The 18,932-nt window shown below is 39.4% G+C and carries 20 protein-coding genes; 17 read left to right on the plus strand and 3 right to left on the minus strand.

Going from position 1 to position 18,932, the window contains the following annotated elements; genetic code table 11:
* Positions 1-335: 335 nt before the first annotated feature.
* The 14 genes from pezA to SST111_RS04345 all read left to right on the plus strand — a co-directional run bounded on the left by pezA (position 336) and on the right by SST111_RS04345 (position 12,406).
* Positions 336-815, plus strand: a complete 480-nt coding sequence (gene pezA / locus SST111_RS04275) for a type II toxin-antitoxin system antitoxin PezA (protein ID WP_099810136.1) — start codon at positions 336-338, stop codon at positions 813-815.
* Positions 812-1,588, plus strand: a complete 777-nt coding sequence (gene pezT / locus SST111_RS04280; RefSeq protein ID WP_099810137.1) for a type II toxin-antitoxin system toxin PezT — start codon at positions 812-814, stop codon at positions 1,586-1,588. Before pezA ends, pezT begins: the two co-directional genes overlap by 4 nt.
* A gap of 156 nt (positions 1,589-1,744) precedes the next feature.
* Positions 1,745-1,888, plus strand: coding sequence for a hypothetical protein (locus tag SST111_RS12375; RefSeq protein WP_257211387.1), 144 nt, complete (start codon positions 1,745-1,747; stop codon positions 1,886-1,888).
* A gap of 119 nt (positions 1,889-2,007) precedes the next feature.
* Positions 2,008-2,775: a DeoR/GlpR family DNA-binding transcription regulator gene (locus SST111_RS04290; RefSeq protein ID WP_099810138.1), complete on the plus strand. Its 768-nt coding sequence runs from the start codon at positions 2,008-2,010 to the stop codon at positions 2,773-2,775.
* A gap of 205 nt (positions 2,776-2,980) precedes the next feature.
* The gene (lacA, locus tag SST111_RS04300) at positions 2,981-3,403 is read left to right on the plus strand and encodes a galactose-6-phosphate isomerase subunit LacA (RefSeq protein ID WP_024384734.1); all 423 of its coding nucleotides are present in this window, start codon (positions 2,981-2,983) and stop codon (positions 3,401-3,403) included.
* A gap of 26 nt (positions 3,404-3,429) precedes the next feature.
* Positions 3,430-3,945 (plus strand): galactose-6-phosphate isomerase subunit LacB, encoded by a 516-nt coding sequence (gene lacB, locus SST111_RS04305; protein WP_018031055.1) that lies wholly within the window; start codon positions 3,430-3,432, stop codon positions 3,943-3,945.
* A gap of 9 nt (positions 3,946-3,954) precedes the next feature.
* Complete coding sequence (locus tag SST111_RS04310; RefSeq protein WP_099810139.1) at positions 3,955-4,887, plus strand: tagatose-6-phosphate kinase; 933 nt, start codon at positions 3,955-3,957, stop codon at positions 4,885-4,887.
* Between the two features lies 1 nt (position 4,888).
* Entirely contained in the window at positions 4,889-5,878 is a 990-nt protein-coding gene (lacD, locus tag SST111_RS04315; RefSeq protein WP_099810140.1) for a tagatose-bisphosphate aldolase, read from the plus strand.
* A gap of 176 nt (positions 5,879-6,054) precedes the next feature.
* Positions 6,055-6,888 (plus strand): PRD domain-containing protein, encoded by an 834-nt coding sequence (locus SST111_RS04320; protein WP_099810141.1) that lies wholly within the window; start codon positions 6,055-6,057, stop codon positions 6,886-6,888.
* A 31-nt stretch (positions 6,889-6,919) separates the two neighbouring features.
* On the plus strand, positions 6,920-7,237 hold the full coding sequence (locus SST111_RS04325; protein ID WP_003048451.1) for a PTS lactose/cellobiose transporter subunit IIA: 318 nt from the start codon (positions 6,920-6,922) through the stop codon (positions 7,235-7,237).
* Positions 7,237-8,916, plus strand: coding sequence for a lactose-specific PTS transporter subunit EIIC (locus SST111_RS04330; RefSeq protein WP_099810142.1), 1,680 nt, complete (start codon positions 7,237-7,239; stop codon positions 8,914-8,916). Before SST111_RS04325 ends, SST111_RS04330 begins: the two co-directional genes overlap by 1 nt.
* Positions 8,917-9,150: 234 nt before the next feature.
* Complete coding sequence (gene lacG / locus SST111_RS04335) at positions 9,151-10,557, plus strand: 6-phospho-beta-galactosidase (RefSeq protein ID WP_029187006.1); 1,407 nt, start codon at positions 9,151-9,153, stop codon at positions 10,555-10,557.
* Between the two features lie 64 nt (positions 10,558-10,621).
* Positions 10,622-11,515: an aldose 1-epimerase family protein gene (locus SST111_RS04340; protein ID WP_099810143.1), complete on the plus strand. Its 894-nt coding sequence runs from the start codon at positions 10,622-10,624 to the stop codon at positions 11,513-11,515.
* A 48-nt stretch (positions 11,516-11,563) separates the two neighbouring features.
* Positions 11,564-12,406 carry a metallophosphoesterase gene (locus SST111_RS04345; RefSeq protein ID WP_257211388.1) on the plus strand — a complete coding sequence of 281 codons (843 nt, stop codon included), beginning with the start codon at positions 11,564-11,566 and terminating at the stop codon, positions 12,404-12,406.
* Between the two features lie 196 nt (positions 12,407-12,602).
* Here the strand turns inward: SST111_RS04345 and rpmG are convergent, their stop codons facing one another.
* On the minus strand, positions 12,603-12,752 hold the full coding sequence (gene rpmG, locus SST111_RS04350; RefSeq protein ID WP_002262412.1) for a 50S ribosomal protein L33: 150 nt from the start codon (positions 12,750-12,752) through the stop codon (positions 12,603-12,605).
* 15 nt (positions 12,753-12,767) lie between these two features.
* Positions 12,768-12,950, minus strand: coding sequence for a 50S ribosomal protein L32 (gene rpmF, locus SST111_RS04355; protein ID WP_002937589.1), 183 nt, complete (start codon positions 12,948-12,950; stop codon positions 12,768-12,770).
* Between the two features lie 317 nt (positions 12,951-13,267).
* Between rpmF and SST111_RS04360 the strand changes: the two genes are divergently transcribed.
* The 3 genes from SST111_RS04360 (at position 13,268) to hisS (ending at position 17,751) form a co-directional block, all read left to right on the plus strand.
* Complete coding sequence (locus tag SST111_RS04360) at positions 13,268-15,919, plus strand: SEC10/PgrA surface exclusion domain-containing protein (RefSeq protein ID WP_099810144.1); 2,652 nt, start codon at positions 13,268-13,270, stop codon at positions 15,917-15,919.
* A 144-nt stretch (positions 15,920-16,063) separates the two neighbouring features.
* Positions 16,064-16,204 (plus strand): hypothetical protein, encoded by a 141-nt coding sequence (locus SST111_RS12170; RefSeq protein WP_180274025.1) that lies wholly within the window; start codon positions 16,064-16,066, stop codon positions 16,202-16,204.
* Positions 16,205-16,467: 263 nt separating this feature from the next.
* Positions 16,468-17,751: a histidine--tRNA ligase gene (gene hisS / locus SST111_RS04365; RefSeq protein ID WP_099810145.1), complete on the plus strand. Its 1,284-nt coding sequence runs from the start codon at positions 16,468-16,470 to the stop codon at positions 17,749-17,751.
* Positions 17,752-17,830: 79 nt separating this feature from the next.
* Here hisS and adhP read toward each other — a convergent pair whose 3' ends face one another.
* A complete protein-coding gene (gene adhP, locus SST111_RS04370) occupies positions 17,831-18,856 on the minus strand; it encodes an alcohol dehydrogenase AdhP (RefSeq protein ID WP_099810146.1) in 1,026 nt (341 codons plus the stop codon).
* Between the last annotated feature and the right edge of the window lie 76 nt (positions 18,857-18,932).

Genomic DNA, 18,932 nt, shown 5'->3' on the forward strand with positions numbered 1-18,932 from the left:
CAGCCACCAGCATAGCTGGTGGTTTTCTTGTTTTTCTCTACGAGAAAAACTGGCTCGAAGCCATAATCAAAAAACTTCGCCCAGATGAGCGAAGTTTTCTGTTTGTTAACCAATAAAATGACTGACTTCGATTCTAGATAGCCTTTTGTTACTTTTTGCCAAAAAGTAATGTTTTTGTAGTTTTGACAGACCTGTAGTCCATCAAAACTACAAACGCTCTCCGAGGGGTCTTGCAGACGGCTAATCCAAAAATAAGAAAACAAAGAATGCACCAAAAATGGTGCGTCGTTGATTTTTGTGCTATAATGAAATTAAATATGAGGAGGTCTTTATCTATGATTGGAGACAATATCAAATCACTACGCCGAACACACGATTTAACACAACCAGAATTTGCGAAAATGGTTGGTATTTCACGCAATAGCTTAAGTCGTTATGAGAATGGAACTAGTAAAGTTTCAACAGAACTTATCGACCGTATTTGTCAAAAATTTAATGTTTCTTATGTTGATATTGTCGGGGAGGATAAGATGCTAACACCTGTTGAAGATTACCAACTGACTTTAAAAATAGAAGTGATAAAAGAACGTGGAGCAGCCATTTTATCACAGCTTTATAGATACCAGGATAGTCAGAATATTGCTTTTGATGATGAAGCCAATCCTTGGATTTTGATGAGTGATGATTTGGCTGAATTGATCCATACGAAAATTTACCTTGTCGATACTTTCGATGAGATTGAGCGTTACAATGGTTATTTAGACGGTATTGAGCGGATGTTAGAGATGGTGCATCATCAGGTGGTGGCTCAATGAGGTTGGAAGAATTTAGTGAGGCTGACTTTCAGAAGGCCTTGCAGCGAACCATTCGGGCTTTAACCCGAGGAAAGACGATTCCAGATCAACCGAAAGCTATCTTGCTTGGTGGACAAAGCGGAGCAGGTAAGACGACTATTCATCGTATCAAGCAAAAGGAATTTCAAGGCAATATCATTATCATCGATGGTGACAGCTACCGTTCTCAGCATCCCAATTACTTAGCCCTGCAAGAAAAGTATGGCAAGGACAGCGTGGACTATACCAAGGGATTTGCAGGAAAAATGGTAGAGCATCTGGTTGACGAACTCAGCACACAAGGTTATCATTTGCTGATTGAAGGAACCTTACGAACCACTCAAGTTCCTCGTCAGACTGCTCAATTATTAGCTTTGAAAGGATACCAAGTTTCCTTAGCAGTGATTGGTACCAAACCAGAACTGTCCTATCTCAGTACCTTGATTCGTTACGAAGAGCTTTATGCCATCGATCCGACTCAGGCCAGAGCAACACCCAAAGAACACCATGATGGGATTGTAGAGAACTTGGTTGATAACCTAAGGGAGTTAGAAAGAGAGCAACTCTTTGACCAGATTCAGATTTATCAAAGAGACAGGACTTGCATTTATGATTCTGAAACAGATGAAGGTTCCGCAGCAGAAGTTCTTCAAAACTACCTTTTCGGAGCGTGGAGCAAGGTCGAGGAAGAGATGTTGAAGTTGGGACAGGAAAGGTTGAGAGAGATGAGTAAAAGTAATGAAAACGATGTATAGTTATATGCAGTATCTAATTCAAGAAGAACCTATTATTACTGATAAAGGTAAGCAGATTGAGGTTTTCATTTAGACATTCAAGATGAACCAGAAATTTTTGAAGATTGGGCAAAACAATTCAGAAGAAATTATTGTTCGGATGAAAAATTACAACATATGACATATGTAATGGGGATAGAATCTCCTAAATATTTAAATGAAAATAAATTACCAAGTGTTCCTTCACCAAAATCAGGTGATTTTGGTGAAATTTTAGTAACCTTTATCAAAGAAGGGCTTGGTTCTATCTTAATGATGTAAAAAAATTCTGAACTGAGATTTTGATAAGAAGTTTCAATTCACCTAGAACAACTGTTCAAAATTCCAACATATTCTTGTTTATTTTTGATATAATGTAAAAAAACAACAAAGGATTAAACATGAATAAACGAGAACGACTAGAAGAAATTACACGATTGGTAAACAAAAAAGGTACAGTTAGAATCTCTGAGATTGTTGAATTGCTAAATGTTACTGATATGACTGTTCGACGTGATTTTATCGAATTGGAAGAGCAAGGCATTTTAACTAAAATACACGGTGGTGCTAGAAGTAATAAGGCTTTTCAATACCGGGAATATTCCCATTCTGAGAAACACATTCAAAATAAGGAAGCCAAGCAAGAGATAGCAGAAAGAGCTGCACAACTGATAGAAGATGGAGACACGGTATTTTTAGGTCCAGGAACAACAGTGGCCTTTCTGGCTGAAGCTATTAAAAATCCTCGTCTAACTGTCATCACAAACTGTATGCCTGTTTTTACCATCTTATCTCAAAAGAAGACAGAGGATTTTCAAGTCTTTCTTCTTGGGGGAGAATATCGCCAAGTGACAGAATCGTTTGTAGGAGAAATTACCAATACAAGTTTAGAAAAAATGCGATTCAGCAAGATTTTCTTTTCAGGTAACGGACTTAAGGGAACTGATGTCATGACCTCCACCCTCGCTGAAGCCTATACGCAAAATATTGCTATTAAACATTCTTTAGAAAAATATCTACTGCTAGATGCCTCGAAAATTGGAAAAGATGATTTTACTTCCTTTTGTGATTTGAAGGATGTAACTGCTCTAGTGACAGATATGAATGCAAAGGATGAAAATTATCAATTATTAAGTAAGCACATTGAAATTATTTCTACAAAATCATAAAGTTATCAAAACCAACAGTAAAATGTTGGTTTTTTGTTTGTATACGAAAAAAATAAACAAAAATAAAACAAAATATGTTGACTTTGTGTTTATTTGGTTGTATAATTTAAACATAAAAAGCGAAAACGCTTTTTCTAAGTTTTGCAAAACAAAGATTTTCTGCCACATATGGCTACAACTTTCTATTTTTGTTAGGAGATAGGTTATGACAATCATTATCGGTGCTGATCCAGCGGGCTCAAAACTAAAAGACGTTATTAAAGATTATTTACAAGAAAAATCATATGACTTTAAAGATGTCAGTGATGGAAGTGATTTTGTTGATACAACTTTGGCAGTAGTTGCAGCAGTCAATCAAGAGGAAGGAAATCTTGGTATTGTGATTGATGCTTATGGTGTTGGTCCATTTATGACCGCAACTAAAGTCAAAGGCATGATCGCTGCAGAAGTTTCAGACGAACGTTCTGCCTATATGACAAGAGGACACAACAATTCGCGCATTATTACAATCGGTAGTGAGATTGTAGGAGAAGGAATTGCTAAAAATATTGTTAAAGGATTTGTTGAAGGTGAGTATGATGGCGGCCGTCACCAAATTCGTGTGGATATGCTAAATAAAATGTGCTAATTGTTGCAGATAAAGGAGAATAAGAGATGAAAATTGCAATCGGTTGTGACCACATTGTAACCTATGAAAAAATCGCTGTGGTAGATTATTTGAAAAATCAAGGATATGAAGTATTGGACTTCGGGACTTATGATAATGTCCGTACACATTACCCAATCTTTGGTAAAAAAGTTGGTGAAGCTGTTGCAAGCGGACAAGCAGATTTGGGCATTTGTATCTGTGGAACAGGTGTTGGAATCAACAATGCTGTAAATAAGGTTCCTGGTGTTCGATCAGCTTTGGTTCGAGATATGACCTCAGCACTTTACGCTAAGGAAGAGTTAAATGCCAACGTTATTGGTTTTGGTGGGAAAATTACAGGTGAGTTGCTTATGTGCGACATCATTGAAGCCTTCATTAAAGCAGAATACAAACCAACTGAAGAAAACAAACGCTTAATTGAAAAGATTGCTGCAGTTGAAACGCTCAATCAAGAGCAGGCTAATCCAGAGTTCTTTACAGAATTTCTTGAAAAGTGGGATCGTGGAGAATACCACGACTAGGAGGCTCACATGATTTTGACGATCACTTTAAATCCGTCGGTTGATATTGCCTATCAATTGGATACCTTTCAATTGGATACTGTCAATCGAGTAGAAAAAGTTCAAAAAACAGCTGGTGGCAAGGGGCTCAATGTCACACGAGTTTTGAAACAAATCGGTGAAGATGTTGTAGCAACAGGCTTTATTGGCGGTGAGATTGGAAGTTATGTAAAGAAACAACTCACTCGAAATGATATTAAAAATTCCTTTGTGGAAATTGGGAGCGAAACACGTAATTGCATTGCGGTCCTTCACGATGGTCAACAGACAGAGATTTTAGAACAAGGACCAACTATTCAAGAACATGAAGCCTTGAATTTTATCGAACATCTTGAAATCATCCTGAACAAAGTAGATGTTGTTGCTATTTCAGGAAGTTTGCCTAAAGGACTTGCTAGCAACTACTATGTTAAGGTAATTGAACTTTGTAAAAAATATGGAGTGGCTGTTGTTCTGGATTGTTCTGGTGAGGCGCTGAAAAACGTTTTAGAAAGTCAGCAGAAGCCGACGGTTATCAAGCCAAATACAGAAGAGTTATCACAGTTAATTGGCAAAAATGTCACAGATGATATTCCAGAATTGAAAGCAGTTCTATCTGGTCAATTATTCCAAGGAATTGAATGGATAGTCGTATCATTGGGGGCAAAGGGGGCTTTTGCTAAGCACAATGACAAGTTCTATCGTGTTAAAATTCCAAAAATAAATGTCGTTAATCCAGTAGGTTCGGGTGATTCAACCGTTGCAGGTATTGCAGCTAGTTTGAAACATGCATTACCTGATGTCGAACTACTAAAAAAAGCAAACGTTTTGGGCATGTTAAATGCTCAGGAAGAACAGACAGGTTATGTCAACTTAGAACATTCAGAAGTATTGTATTCTCAAATTGAAGTCGAGGAGGTTTAAGATGGTAGTAACAGCAGAAAAAAGAAAATATATGGAAAAAGTCAGCAATGAAGCAGGAGTCATTTCAGCTCTTGCCTTCGACCAACGTGGAGCCTTGAAAAAAATGATGGCAAAACATCAGACAGAAACTCCAACTGTAGAGCAAATGGAAAAGTTGAAAACTCTAGTATCTGAAGAGTTAACACAGTTTTCTTCTTCTATTCTTTTAGATCCAGAGTTTGGCTTACCAGCTTCACGCGCTCGCGATGAGCAATGTGGATTGCTTTTGGCTTATGAAAAAACTGGCTATGACACCAGCTCTACCAGTCGTTTGCCAGATTGCCTGGTAGAATGGTCTGTAAAACGACTAAAAGAAGAGGGCGCGGATGCCATTAAGTTTCTACTCTACTATGACGTTGATGGTAATCCATACGTTAATCTTCAAAAACATGCTTATATTGAACGTTTAGGTTCAGAATGTCAGGCAGAAGGTTTGCCATTCTTCTTGGAGATTTTGAGCTATGATGAAACGATTGAGGACAATGCTAGTGTTGAATTTGCGAAAGTTAAACCTCGAAAAGTAAATGAAGCCATGAAAGTCTTTTCTGACGAACGCTTTGGAGTAGATGTTCTCAAGGTAGAAGTACCTGTGAACATGAATTTTGTAGAAGGCTTTGGAACAGGGGAAGTCGTTTATACAAAAGAAGAAGCAGCCGAATATTTCCGTCAACAGGAAGCATCAACTCATTTGCCATACATTTATCTAAGTGCAGGTGTTTCTGCAAAACTCTTCCAAGATACTCTAGTATTTGCACATGAAGCAGGTGCTAAATTTAATGGTGTTCTCTGCGGTCGTGCAACATGGGCAGGTGTTGTGCCAGTTTACATCGAACAAGGAGAAGAAGCAGCACGTGAATGGTTACGAACTGTTGGTCGTGAAAATATTGAAGGGCTTGATGCAGTCTTGTCTCAAACTGCAACATCCTGGGTAGAAAAATTTTATAAAAAATAACCATTTTTCTTAAAGAAAGGGTTTACATTTTCTGAGAATATGCTATAATAATCTCATCAGCAAGAATAGAGTGGATTGTAACTAATTCGATTAGGCAAGACTACAAATGGATTTGAGAGTAGGATATTCTCGGTTTGTTTGTAGTCTTTTTTTGCTTAAAAATATAGGAGGAATATATGTTTAGGATTATACAGTCACTAAATAATAACGCTGCTCTGGTGAAAAATGAACACGGGGAACAGGCAGTCGTGATGGGATTAGGTATAACCTTTCAAAAGAAAAAGGGAGATTTAATTGTTAAGGATAAGATAGAGAATATCTTTTCGCTAAAAAATGATGAGGCCAAAGAAAATTTTCTAACCTTATTAAAAGATATTCCCTTAGATTTTATTTCGGCAACCTACACGGTTATCAATCATCTAGTAGCAACCTATCATTACCCTGTACAAGAATATCTCTATGTGACACTGACAGATCATATCTATTGTGCCTATCAGGCAGTTTTAAAGAATACCTATCAAGAAAGTAGGTTACCTAATATTTCAGCCGAATATCCCTTGGAATATAAAATGGCGCGTGAAGCTTTAGCTATGTTTCGAGAAAAGTTGCTAAAAGATTTTCCAAATGATGAGATTGGTAGAATTGCCCTTCACTTAATTAATGCAAAGGGTGAAACCATTCATCCCACAAGTGAAGAACAGGACATCAGCAAAAAAATTATAGCATATGTTGAACAAATCTTGACGGAGAATGGGATTAAACGCACAAAAGAAAATAGCAATTTTTATGATCGCTTTATGATTCATCTGTCCTATTTTCTGAATTACTTAGATAGGTCCCATCAGTCAAATGAATCGATTGCTAGTTTGGAACAGTACATCAAGCTCCAGAATCCAAGAGCTTACCTGATTGGAAGTCAGATTTTTGAGATGATCACAACATTGGTTGATGTACCTGTAAATGACAGTGAAAGGTTCTATATTGTGTTACATATTCAACGGTTATTGTAAATCAATTCAATTTTAAAAGGAGGTTCATATTATGAACAGAGAAGAAATTACGTTATTAGGTTTTGAGATTGTTGCGTTCGCTGGTGATGCTCGTTCTCGATTGATGGAGGCACTGGCTGCTGCTCAAAAAGGTGATTATGCAAAAGCAGAAGAACTAGTTGAAGCTGCCAATGCTTGTATTGTTGAAGCCCATCATGCTCAGACTAGTTTGTTGCAAAAAGAAGCGGCTGGTGAGGATTTAGCCTTTAGTGTGACACTTATGCATGGTCAAGACCATCTCATGACAACATTGTTATTGAAAGACATGATGAGTCATATGATTGAATTGTATAAACGAGGTGATAAGTAATGAATAAATTGATTGAATTCATTGAGAAAGGGAAGCCTTTCTTTGAAAAGATTTCGAGAAACCCTTATTTAAGGGCTATCCGTGATGGTTTTATCGCAGCCATGCCAGTTATTTTGTTCTCAAGTATCTTCCTATTGGTAGCTTTCGTGCCTAATATTTTTGGATTTACTTGGTCTGATGAAGCAGTTGCGGCTATCATGAAACCTTACGGTTACACAATGGGGATTGTAGCTGTCCTAGTTGCAGGAACGACCGCAAAATCTTTGACAGATGCTTTTAACCGTCAATTGCCAAAAACCAATCAAATCAACTTCATTTCAACTATGATTGCCTCAATTTCAGGTTTCCTATTACTGGCTTCTGATGGTATTGAAGGTGGGTTTGCCAATGGTTACATGGGAACTAAAGGACTTTTGACAGCCTTTCTAGCAGCCTTCATTACAGTTAATATCTATAAGGTCTGTGTGAAAAATAATGTTACCATTCGTATGCCAGACGAAGTTCCACCGAACGTATCCCAGGCATTTAAAGATGTGATTCCATATGCATTGTCTATCTTTGTCTTGTATGGAATCGATCTTGTAACACGTCAATTCCTTGGAACAAACGTTGCTGAGGCTATTCTGAAATTATTTGAGCCACTATTTACAGCAGCAGACGGTTATGTGGGTATTACCATTATCTTTGGTGCCTATGCCTTGTTCTGGTTTGTAGGGATCCATGGTCCATCAATTGTTGAGCCAGCAATTGCAGCCATTACTTATGCCAACATTGAAACCAACTTCCAACTTTTACAGGCGGGTCAACACGCGGACAAAATCCTGACTTCAGGTACTCAAATGTTTATCGTGACAATGGGTGGTACAGGTGCTACCTTGGTTGTGCCATTCATGTTTATGTGGTTGACTAAGTCTAAACGAAATAAAGCAATTGGACGTGCTTCAGTTGTTCCAACATTCTTTGGTGTAAATGAACCAATCTTGTTCGGTGCACCACTTGTACTTAACCCAGTATTCTTTGTTCCATTTATTTTAGCTCCAATTGCTAACGTATGGATTTTCAAATTCTTTGTTGATACGCTAAAAATGAACAGCTTCAGCGTCTACTTACCATGGACAACTCCAGGACCATTGGGGATTGTAATGGGAACAAACTTTGCTCCACTTGCCTTTGCACTAGCTGTCTTGTTGGTCGTTGTCGATGTTCTTATCTATTATCCATTCTTGAAAGTTTATGATGAGCAAATTCTTGCTGAGGAACAATCAGGGAAAGTTGAAAATAGCTTGAAAGAGAAAGTGGCAGCTAACTTCAATACAGCCAAGGCGGATGCTATCCTTGAAAAAGCAGCAGTCGATACCGAAATTTCTGAACAAACCAACGTTTTAGTGCTTTGTGCAGGAGGTGGTACAAGTGGATTGCTTGCTAACGCTTTAACTAAAGCTGCCAAAGAATACGGTGTTCCAGTAACAGCGACAGCAGGAAGTTATGGAGCTCACCGCGAGATTTTACCAGAGTATCAATTAGTTATCCTTGCACCTCAGGTGGCATCAAACTACGAGGACATTAAACAAGAAACCGATGCATTGGGCATTAAACTCGCCAAAACTGAAGGGGCTCAATACATTAAACTCACACGTGATGGTCAAGGTGCTCTTGACTTTGTCAAACAACAGTTCTAGAACCTGTATTCACAGTTCAGCACTTCCATCTAAGGCTAGTTTTTCAGCTACTCATCGTTAGTTTTTTTCAAAATGCAGTCAGTATTCCCTCAAAAAACTGCCTTGATTAGCGAAAAACTATCTCTTATATACAAGCACTTCACTTGTGAATACAGGTTCTTAATCAAAAGGGGAGGGAGTTATAATCTCCAACTCCTACCCCTTTATTTATTTTTGATAGAAGAAGGTAGGCATATGGTTAAAACATTACCAAAAGATTTTATATTTGGTGGAGCAACTGCTGCATATCAAGCAGAGGGTGCCACAAAGACAGATGGAAAAGGTCGTGTTGCATGGGATAAGTATCTAGAGGATAATTACTGGTATACTGCGGAACCAGCTTCTGATTTTTATAATCGTTATCCAGTTGATTTAGAACTAAGTGAACAATTTGGGGTAAACGGCATTCGTATTTCAATTGCTTGGTCTCGTATCTTCCCAACAGGCTTTGGAGAAGTGAATCCAAAGGGAGTAGAGTTTTACCATAAATTATTTGCGGAATGCCATAAACGTCACGTAGAACCATTTGTAACGCTTCATCATTTTGATACACCAGAAACGCTTCATTCTAATGGTGACTTTCTAAATCGAGATAACATTGAACACTTCGTCAATTACGCAGCGTTTTGCTTCAAAGAATTCCCTGAAGTTAATTACTGGACTACTTTTAATGAAATCGGCCCAATTGGTGACGGTCAGTATCTTGTTGGGAAGTTCCCGCCAGGTATTCAGTATGACTTAGCTAAAGTATTCCAATCTCACCACAATATGATGGTTTCACATGCCAAGGCTGTTAAGCTCTACAAGGATGCTGGTTATAGTGGAGAAATTGGTGTTGTACATGCATTGCCAACGAAATACCCTTATGATCCAACAAATCCAGAAGATGTCCGTGCAGCTGAACTTGAAGATATTATTCATAACAAGTTTATTTTAGATGCAACATACTTGGGTTACTATTCTGAAAAGACACTTGAAGGTGTTCGCCATATTCTGAAAGTAAATGGTGGGGAATTAGACCTTCGTGATGAAGACTTTGCTGCCTTAGATGCCGCAAAAGATTTGAACGACTTTTTGGGCATCAATTACTATATGAGTGATTGGATGAGAGCTCATGATGGAGAAACGGAAATTATCCATAATGGCAAAGGTGAAAAGGGAAGTTCTAAGTATCAAATCAAAGGAGTTGGTCGTAGAGAGTCCCCAGTTGATATTCCAAAAACGGACTGGGATTGGATTATCTATCCACAAGGTCTTTATGACCAAATTATGCGTGTGAAAAATGACTATCCAAATTATAAGAAAATCTACATCACTGAAAATGGTCTAGGCTATAAAGATGAATTTGTAGATGGTACAGTCTATGACGATGGTCGAATTGATTATGTGAAAAAGCATTTAGAAGTGATTTCAGATGCTATCTCAGATGGTGCCAATGTTAAAGGTTATTTCATCTGGTCCTTGATGGATGTATTTTCTTGGTCAAATGGATATGAGAAACGATATGGTTTGTTTTATGTTGACTTTGAGACCCAAGAACGCTATCCAAAGAAAAGTGCTTATTGGTATAAAAAAGTAGCAGAAACACAGGTTATTGAATAAAAATAATACAAGGATGCCTAGCTCAAGTTAGCATCCTTGTTTTCATATAAGGGAGGCAGTTTTTATGTTCGAATTAAAAAATGAGAACTTAACAGTACAATTTTCTGAATTAGGTGGGCAAATTACTTCGATAAAAGACAATGATGGTGTCGAGTATCTTTGGCAAGGAGATCCGACCTATTGGAGCGGTCAAGCACCAGTTCTATTTCCGATTTGCGGAAGTTTACGAAATGATTGGGCTATCTTTGAACCGGCAGAAAGACCGACATTTACAGGCACAATTCCAAGGCATGGACTTGTGAGAAAAATGATGTTCAAAAATGTAAGAAGAACTGAAAATTCTTTGGAATTTTCTATTTCATCAAATGAGGAAACCGTAAAACATTACCCATTTGAATTTGAACTTTCCATTAACTACTCATTACTTGGCAATACAATCCGAACTGAATATCGGGTTAAAAATCTTGAAGGACATAGAAAGCTACCATACTTTATTGGGGGTCATCCAGGTTTTAATTGTCCTTTGTTGGATGGTGAGAGTTATGAAGACTATTATTTAGAATTTGAAAAAGTAGAATCTTGTACAGTTCCAAGAAGTTTTCCAGAAACTGGCTTACTTGATCTGCGAGATCGTCGGCCATTCTTGGAAAATCAAAAGATATTGGACTTGTCCTATCAACTGTTTGAGCACGATGCCATAACATTGGATCAATTAGCATCGCGAAAGGTAACCTTGAAATCTAAAAATCATCAGAAGACTCTTTCGATTGCATTTGATGATTTTCCATATTTAGTGATTTGGTCAACTACAAATCAGAGTCCCTTTATTGCATTAGAACCTTGGAGCGGACTCTCTACATCACTGGAAGAATCTGATATATTCAATGCCAAACGAAATATTAGTTACGTCGCTCCAAAAGAAGTTGATAAAAAACAATTTGATATTATTATTGAGTAAACTTTTGAAAATGTTTGCTCGTTACAGAAATTTGGTAAAATAGTTCATATGATGAAAAAACTAAAAAATAGTAAGCCACGATGGTTTATTCTTATTTGTATCCTAATTTTTCTTGCTTTAGGTTTTGACAGTCGGCTTCAAGTAACTCATTACAGGCTTGTTAGTCCCAAAATATCTCAACCGATCAGACTTGCTCTAATTACTGATTTACACTCATCAAATTATGGTAAAAATCAGATACAAATCTTGGAAGTATTAGAGAAAGAAGGCCCAGATATCATTTTATTAGGTGGAGATATTTTTGATGATGAACTTTCTGACAGAAAGACACTAGAACTATTGAGCGGGCTAAGCAAATTTAATCATACTTACTATGTGTCAGGTAATCATGAAATATGGAGTAATCGATATGAACAGATGCTGGAACATCTGCGACAACAGAATGTAACCATATTATCTGGAAATACTAGTAGAGTTGATATAAGGGGGCAGTCAATCACTATTTCAGGCATTGACGATCCTGAATATTTTCAAAAGTATGATACTAGTGTGAATTTGCTAGACCAACTTGAAGACATAAAAGGGAAGCAAATAAGTACCGACTTTCAAATTTTACTAGCGCACCGCCCAGAACTAGTTGAGACGTATCAAAAGTATGGATTTGATTTAGTATTATCAGGTCATGCACATGGAGGACAATGGAGAGTGCCTTATTTGGTTAATGGTGTATTTGCGCCTAATCAAGGATTTTTTCCGAAATATGCAGGTGGTTTATATGAATTTGAAAACTCGCATTTTATTGTAAGCAGGGGTCTGGCCAAAGAATCTACACGAGTACCAAGATTTTTTAATCGCCCAGAAATTATCGTTGTGGATCTTGTTAATCAGTAACTTTGCTCTTTCCCAATCACTCAAAAACCCCACTGACTTTAATTAGCCAGTGGGGTCTATTACTTATCCGAATCAAAATCTTATTTTTAAAAAAGGTAGTGATTCGACTGATTTGTACTGCAATGTAATGAAAGTTCATCTTTCAAAAATCGCATGAAATCAAGGTTTTCAGCGTGTACTGAAATGTAATGAAACCTTACTTAACCTCAGTAAAAATCACGTGCTTACGCAATTTTGGTGAGTATTTTTTCAATTGAAGACGGTCTGGAGTGTTACGTTTGTTTTTTGAAGTAAGGTACAAACGCTCACCAGATTCTTTGTGTTCAAGTGTAATATTTACGCGCATGGTATCTCCCTTCTATTATTCAGCTGAAGCAGCCTTAGCGATTTTACGTCCTTTGTAGTATCCTTTCAAAGATACACGGTGAGAACGTGAGTAATCTCCAGTAGTTTCATCAAATTTCACAGTTGGAGCTGCTACTTTATAGTGAGTACGACGTTTGTTTTTCTTCGCTTTTGAAGTGCGACGTGCAGGTACTGCCATTTCTTTCTTCCTCCGTTAAATATAAGGGCACAGCCCTTTTTCAATCTAAAATAGTGCGTATGACTTTCGTCAACTTTAACAGTATAACAAAAGTTTTTTGTAAAGTAAAGTTACTTGACAGATTTTTTGAAAAAATTTGTTCAATTGTATTTTCCTATTTTTATTTAAGTATTGCACTTAATTTTTCTTCCCCCCAAATTTTTTGACAAAATTCTTAAAAATCATGCAAAATACTTGACAAAATGCCTGCTATACTAGTATAGCAGGGCTTGACACTTCGGCCAAGCCCTTCCTATTAGCCTAAACAGGAGGAAATAATGAAAAAGAACAAGTATATATATGGCACAATCGCAGCAACTACTGCCATCACCCTTGCAACCGTTGGTGCGTCTACCGTATCAGCAGACACACAATATGGTATTTTCTTAAACCGTGTGACTGGTGAGTGGCAAACTGTTAACCACGCCACAGGCGAAATTGTAAAATCTGAACCAAATGGAACTTACTCTTCTTATGAAGAAGCTCAAGCATCATTGGCAACATCAACTGTTGAAACTCCAGTTACAACTGAAGCACCAGCCGCGGAAACTACTGCTGTCGAAGCACCTAAAACATCAGCTGATGTCAAACCAGCTCTTGAAGCTCAACAAGCTGTTGTTGACGCTACTGCTCAAGATGCAACTAACGCTCAAGCTGATGCAGACACAGCTAACCAAGACGTTACCACTGCTCAAGCAGACGTTAACACAGCAACACAAGCTGTATCTGACGCAGAAGCTAACGCTGCCAATGCAACACCTGCTAATATTGCAGCAAACCAAGCTGACCAAGCAGCTAACCTTGCAGACCAAACTGCTAACGCTACTGAAACTGACCAAGTTAACGCTGAAATTGCAGACCAAACTAATAAAGTCGCTGATGCTCAAACTGCTGTTGATACTGCCCAAGCAGAAAAAGACGCAGCTGATGCTAACGTAACTGCTAAAGAAGCTGACGTCAAAGCAGCACAAGACGCTATTTCTGGTACTGGTCTTGCTGAAGCTCAAGCTAACCTTGATAATGCAAGCGAAGCTGTTACAGATGCTAAAGCTAACGTTAATACTGCAACCCAAGCCTTTGAAGACGCTAAGAAAGCTGACGCAGACCGCGATGCAAAAATCAAAGCTGCTGAAACTGAGGTTGCTGTAAAATCAGACGCTGTTGATACAGCAAAAGCAAAATTGACTGCTGCTCAAGATGAGTCTAAAACAACAACTGACGCACTCAATAAAACAAATGACGCTGTCAAAACTGCAACAAAAGCTTTGGCAAATGTTGATGTTGTAACAGTTAACGTTGATTCAAACTTCAAATCTGATTTGGATAACTGGAAAAAAGACCCATCTGAAGACAATGCCGATTTCTTGAAAGACTCAGGTTTCAATTCAATTTCAGCTTCAACTATTAAAGTAGGAACTGATGACGCAAAATCTGCCGTTGACGTTAACAACTTGACTAAAGACAACCAATTGGATATGTCATTCATCTACGTTGATGCTGTAAACCAATTGCGTAAACAACTTGGTATTCAAACAGTTGCTACTGTCACAGACAATGCTATCACAATCGCACAAAATCGTGCCAACCAATATAAACAGCGTGGAACAGACCCAGTAACAACTGGTCACATTCCAGGAGCAATTGAAAACCTTGCACGTCTTGGTTCAATTGACACTCTTAAAACTGTTGAAGATATCAAAAATGCGGCATGGCAAGCATTCCTTGCAACATCATTTGATGATAGCAAATCCAATTGGAATCACTTGACTCCAAACATGTATGCTAACGGTGGTATCGGTCTTTCAATTGCAAACATCAACGGTCAATACTGGCTCGTTGCTGTATTGGCAAATTCTGGCACCCCAATCACAAACCCAAATGACCCAGAAACACTCCAAGCAAACCTTACTCAAGCTCAAGCAGCTCTTACAGCAGCCCAAACTGCATCTAATGAAGCTAAAGCCAAGTTGACTCAAGCAAGCTCAGATTACGCTACCGCACTTGAAGCTAAAACACAGGCAGAGAAAGTCCTTGCTGATGCTACTGCTACACCGCTTCAAACACAGGTAGCAGAAAATAACTTGCGTCTTGCAACCATTGCTCTTCAAAACGCTGAGGCTCGCAAGGCTGACGCTCAAAAGGCTGTTGACAACTTCTCAGCAAATCTTGCTGAAAAGAAAGCATCTCTTGATACTGCTAAAGCTGACCTTGCTACAGCACAAGCTACTGCAAACGCTAAGGCTGAAGCTCTTAAAACAGCTCAAGCTAACCTTGCAAGCCAACAAGCAACGCTTGATAGCTTGAACAAAGAGCGTGAGGCACTTCTTGCAGAAAAAGACCGCTTGGTTACTGAAGCAAAAGAACTTGCTGAAGAACTTGCTGGTTACTTGAACGCACCAGCACGCCTTGCTGACGCACAAGCAACTCTCACAGCAAAACAAGCTGCTCTTGATGAAGCACAAGCTAAAGCTGAAACTGCACAAACTAAACTTGAAACGGTTACTGCTAAACTTGCTGAAGAAAAAGCTAAATTGGCAGAACTTCAAGCAGAGTACGAAGTCATCAAAGAACTTGAAGACAAAGCAAAAGATAACATCATTGCTACTCTTCCAGATGGAACAGTTGTTGCAGTACCAAAAGATGCACCAACTGCTGTTGAAAAACCAGCTATCAACATTGATGCAGTCAAAGACGCTATTACTAAAGGTCAAGATGTAACAGTTGTTGACGGTAAGGTTGTGGTGACGAACCCACAAGCAAGTGTCACCGTGACACAAACAGCTACTGGGGAAAAAGTGACATACTCACGTGTAGAACGTGCTAAGACCTTGCCAAACACAGGGGAGCAAACAAGTCTGTTGGCACTCGCAGGTCTGACAGTATTGTCTAGTCTTGGTCTTGTAAGTGCAAGAAGACGCAAACAAGGATAGATGGCTAAAATGAAAAAATCTTCTTACTATGACAGTAGGAAGATTTTTTTGGATTGCCAAAATTATTGAAAAGCTTGTTCTATTCCGACAGTTTTGGGAAATTTTTAATGATTTCTTTTACCGTTATTGGAATGGTAATGCTTATTGAGAAGGGTTAAAATAGAAAAAGTAGCGGCCTTTGCAGAAACAGCCTTAGAAAACCTCCTCAATCTCAACTCCGAAGAAAAACTTGAGGTTGAAATCGAAGTTGCAGACTTGAATTTCCAGATTGTGGATAAGAAATAGTTTTTTTAAACAAGGAGGCTGGACTCAAGCCCAGCACCGCTTATCAAAGTTAGTGTCAACATCTCAGCGCAGTGGTTGATTGGCAGATTTGTTCGTGTTTTACACTCCAAATCTGACCTAATCAACTGTGCGGGGGTGGGAAGACGAACTCTTCTATGAATGGTCGAGTTCTTTCCCACTCCCTTTTTGTCTGCTCTGCTATTTCCAAAAAAGACTAAAATATGATAAAATAAGGGGCAAGATATAGAGAAGTGAGAAGACCTATGAAACTACAAAAACCTAAAGGAACACAGGATTTACTACCGCAGGATTCTGCCAAATGGCAGTACGTGGAAAACTTTACCCGCAGCATTTTCAAACAGTACAATTACGCTGAGATTCGCACACCGATTTTCGAGCATTACGAGGTGATCAGCCGTTCGGTTGGCGATACAACGGACATTGTGACCAAGGAGATGTACGATTTCTATGACAAGGGAGAACGTCATATTACCCTCCGTCCAGAAGGGACGGCACCAGTTGTTCGTTCTTATGTAGAAAATAAGCTCTTTGCCCCAGAAGTACAAAAGCCAGCTAAATTCTATTACATGGGTCCAATGTTCCGCTATGAGCGTCCGCAGGCAGGTCGTCTCCGTCAGTTCCACCAGATTGGAGTGGAGTGTTTCGGTTCCAATAACCCAGCGACAGACGTAGAAACCATTGCTATGGCCTATCACTTCTTTGAAGAGTTGGGAATCAAGGACATTCGCCTCCACCTCAACAGTCTGGGAAATCCCGAGAGCCGTGCCGCTTATCGTCAGGCTTTGATTGACTATCTGACCCCGCTCAAGGACCAGCTTTCCAAGGATAGCCAGCGCCGTCTAGAAGAAAATCCTTTGCGTGTGTTGGATTCCAAGGAAAAAGAAGACAAGATTGCTGTGGAAAATGCACCGTCCATCTTGGACTATCTAGATGAAGAAAGTACAGCCCACTTTGAAGCAGTCAAGTCCATGTTGGACAGCCTAGGCATTGCTTACACCATTGACACCAACATGGTGCGTGGTTTGGACTACTATAACCACACCATTTTCGAGTTTATGACAGAAGTGGGTGGTAACGACCTGACCATCTGTGCCGGTGGCCGTTATGACGGTTTGGTGACCTACTTTGGTGGACCAGAAACGCCAGCTTTTGGCTTTGGTATGGGGATTGAACGTCTGATTCTCGTACTTGAAAAGCAAGGCATCGAGCTCCCTCTCGACACCCAGTTAGATGTTTACATCGCGGTTTTGGGTCAGGAGGCCAATAGCGGAGCGCTTGAGCTGGTTCAAGCCATCCGCAAGCAAGGTTTCCGTGCAGAGCGTGACTATCTGGACCGCAAGCTCAAGGCCCAGTTTAAGTCAGCAGATGTCTTTGGAGCCAAGGCCATCATTACCCTGGGTGGTAGTGAAATTGAATCTGGACAGGTTGTGGTTAAAAATAACCAGACAAGAAGTCAAGTTGAAACAAGCCTGGAAGCACTCAAAACAGATTTTGCAAGCATTTTAGAAGAATTGGAGAAGCAGTAGTCTAAGCTGCTTCTTTTTATTTTAGAAAGCAAAAAAGAAGCGATTGGATAATCACTTCTTGAAAATAGTGGAGAACGCATTAGTGTGAGTGGCAGAAGTCTAAGACCATGCGGCCTTGAATAGTTCCCGCTGCCATTTCATCAAAGACTGCTTCGGCATCTTCGACAGGACGTTTTTGAACGACTGGAACAACTAGTCCCATAGCACCGAAGTGGAAGGCCTCTTCTAGGTCTTTACGAGTACCAACCAGAGAGCCGACAACCTTGATACCATCTAGTACAGTTTTCACAATGCTGAGATCCATATATTCAGATGGAAGACCGACTGCAACTACGTAGCCACCTGCACGAACGCTGTCAATAGCCTGGTTGAAGGCAACCTTAGAAACAGCCGTTACGACAGTTGAGTGAGCACCGCCACCAGTTACTTCCTTGATATAGCCAGGTACGTCTTCCACTTCAAGACCATTGATGGTGACATCTGCACCGACTTCCTTGGCTAATTCCAATTTGTCATTATTGATATCTACAGCAATAACGTGGGCATTGAACACTTTTTTAGCGTATTGTACAGCAAGGTTTCCGAGTCCGCCAGCACCATAGATAGCGATCCATTGACCTGGTTCCAAGTGAGCTTCTTTAATCGCTTTGTAGCAAGTAACGCCGGCACAAGTGATAGAACTTGCTTGAGCTGGATCAAGACCTTCTGGAACTTTTACTGCATAGTCTGCTGTTACAATACATTGCTCAGCCATACCACCGTCAACAGAGTAGCCTGCATTTTTTACGGTACGGCAGAGAGTTTCGCGACCGGTTGTACAATATTCACACATACCACAGCCTTGGAAGAACCAAGCAACGCTGACACGGTCGCCGACCTTCAAGCTGGTCACATCAGGAGCGATTTCTGTAACAATACCGATTCCTTCGTGACCAAGAACGCGACCAGGAACCTTACCAAAATCACCATTGGCAACGTGGAGGTCAGTGTGACAAACACCACAGTACTCAATTTGGACCAAAGCTTCGCCAGCTTCAAGTGGACGAAGTTCTTTTTCAACAACGACAACACCAGTAGATTCTGGATTAACAACAACTGCTTTCATGGCAGACCTCCTATTTATTGCAGCACATTTTTTGAATGTGTTAATATAGATATTTTCTTGTTAATAATATCACAAT

Origin of the sequence: Streptococcus suis YS161, from assembly GCF_002760245.1 — a bacterium.
GTDB lineage: Bacteria > Bacillota > Bacilli > Lactobacillales > Streptococcaceae > Streptococcus > Streptococcus suis_I.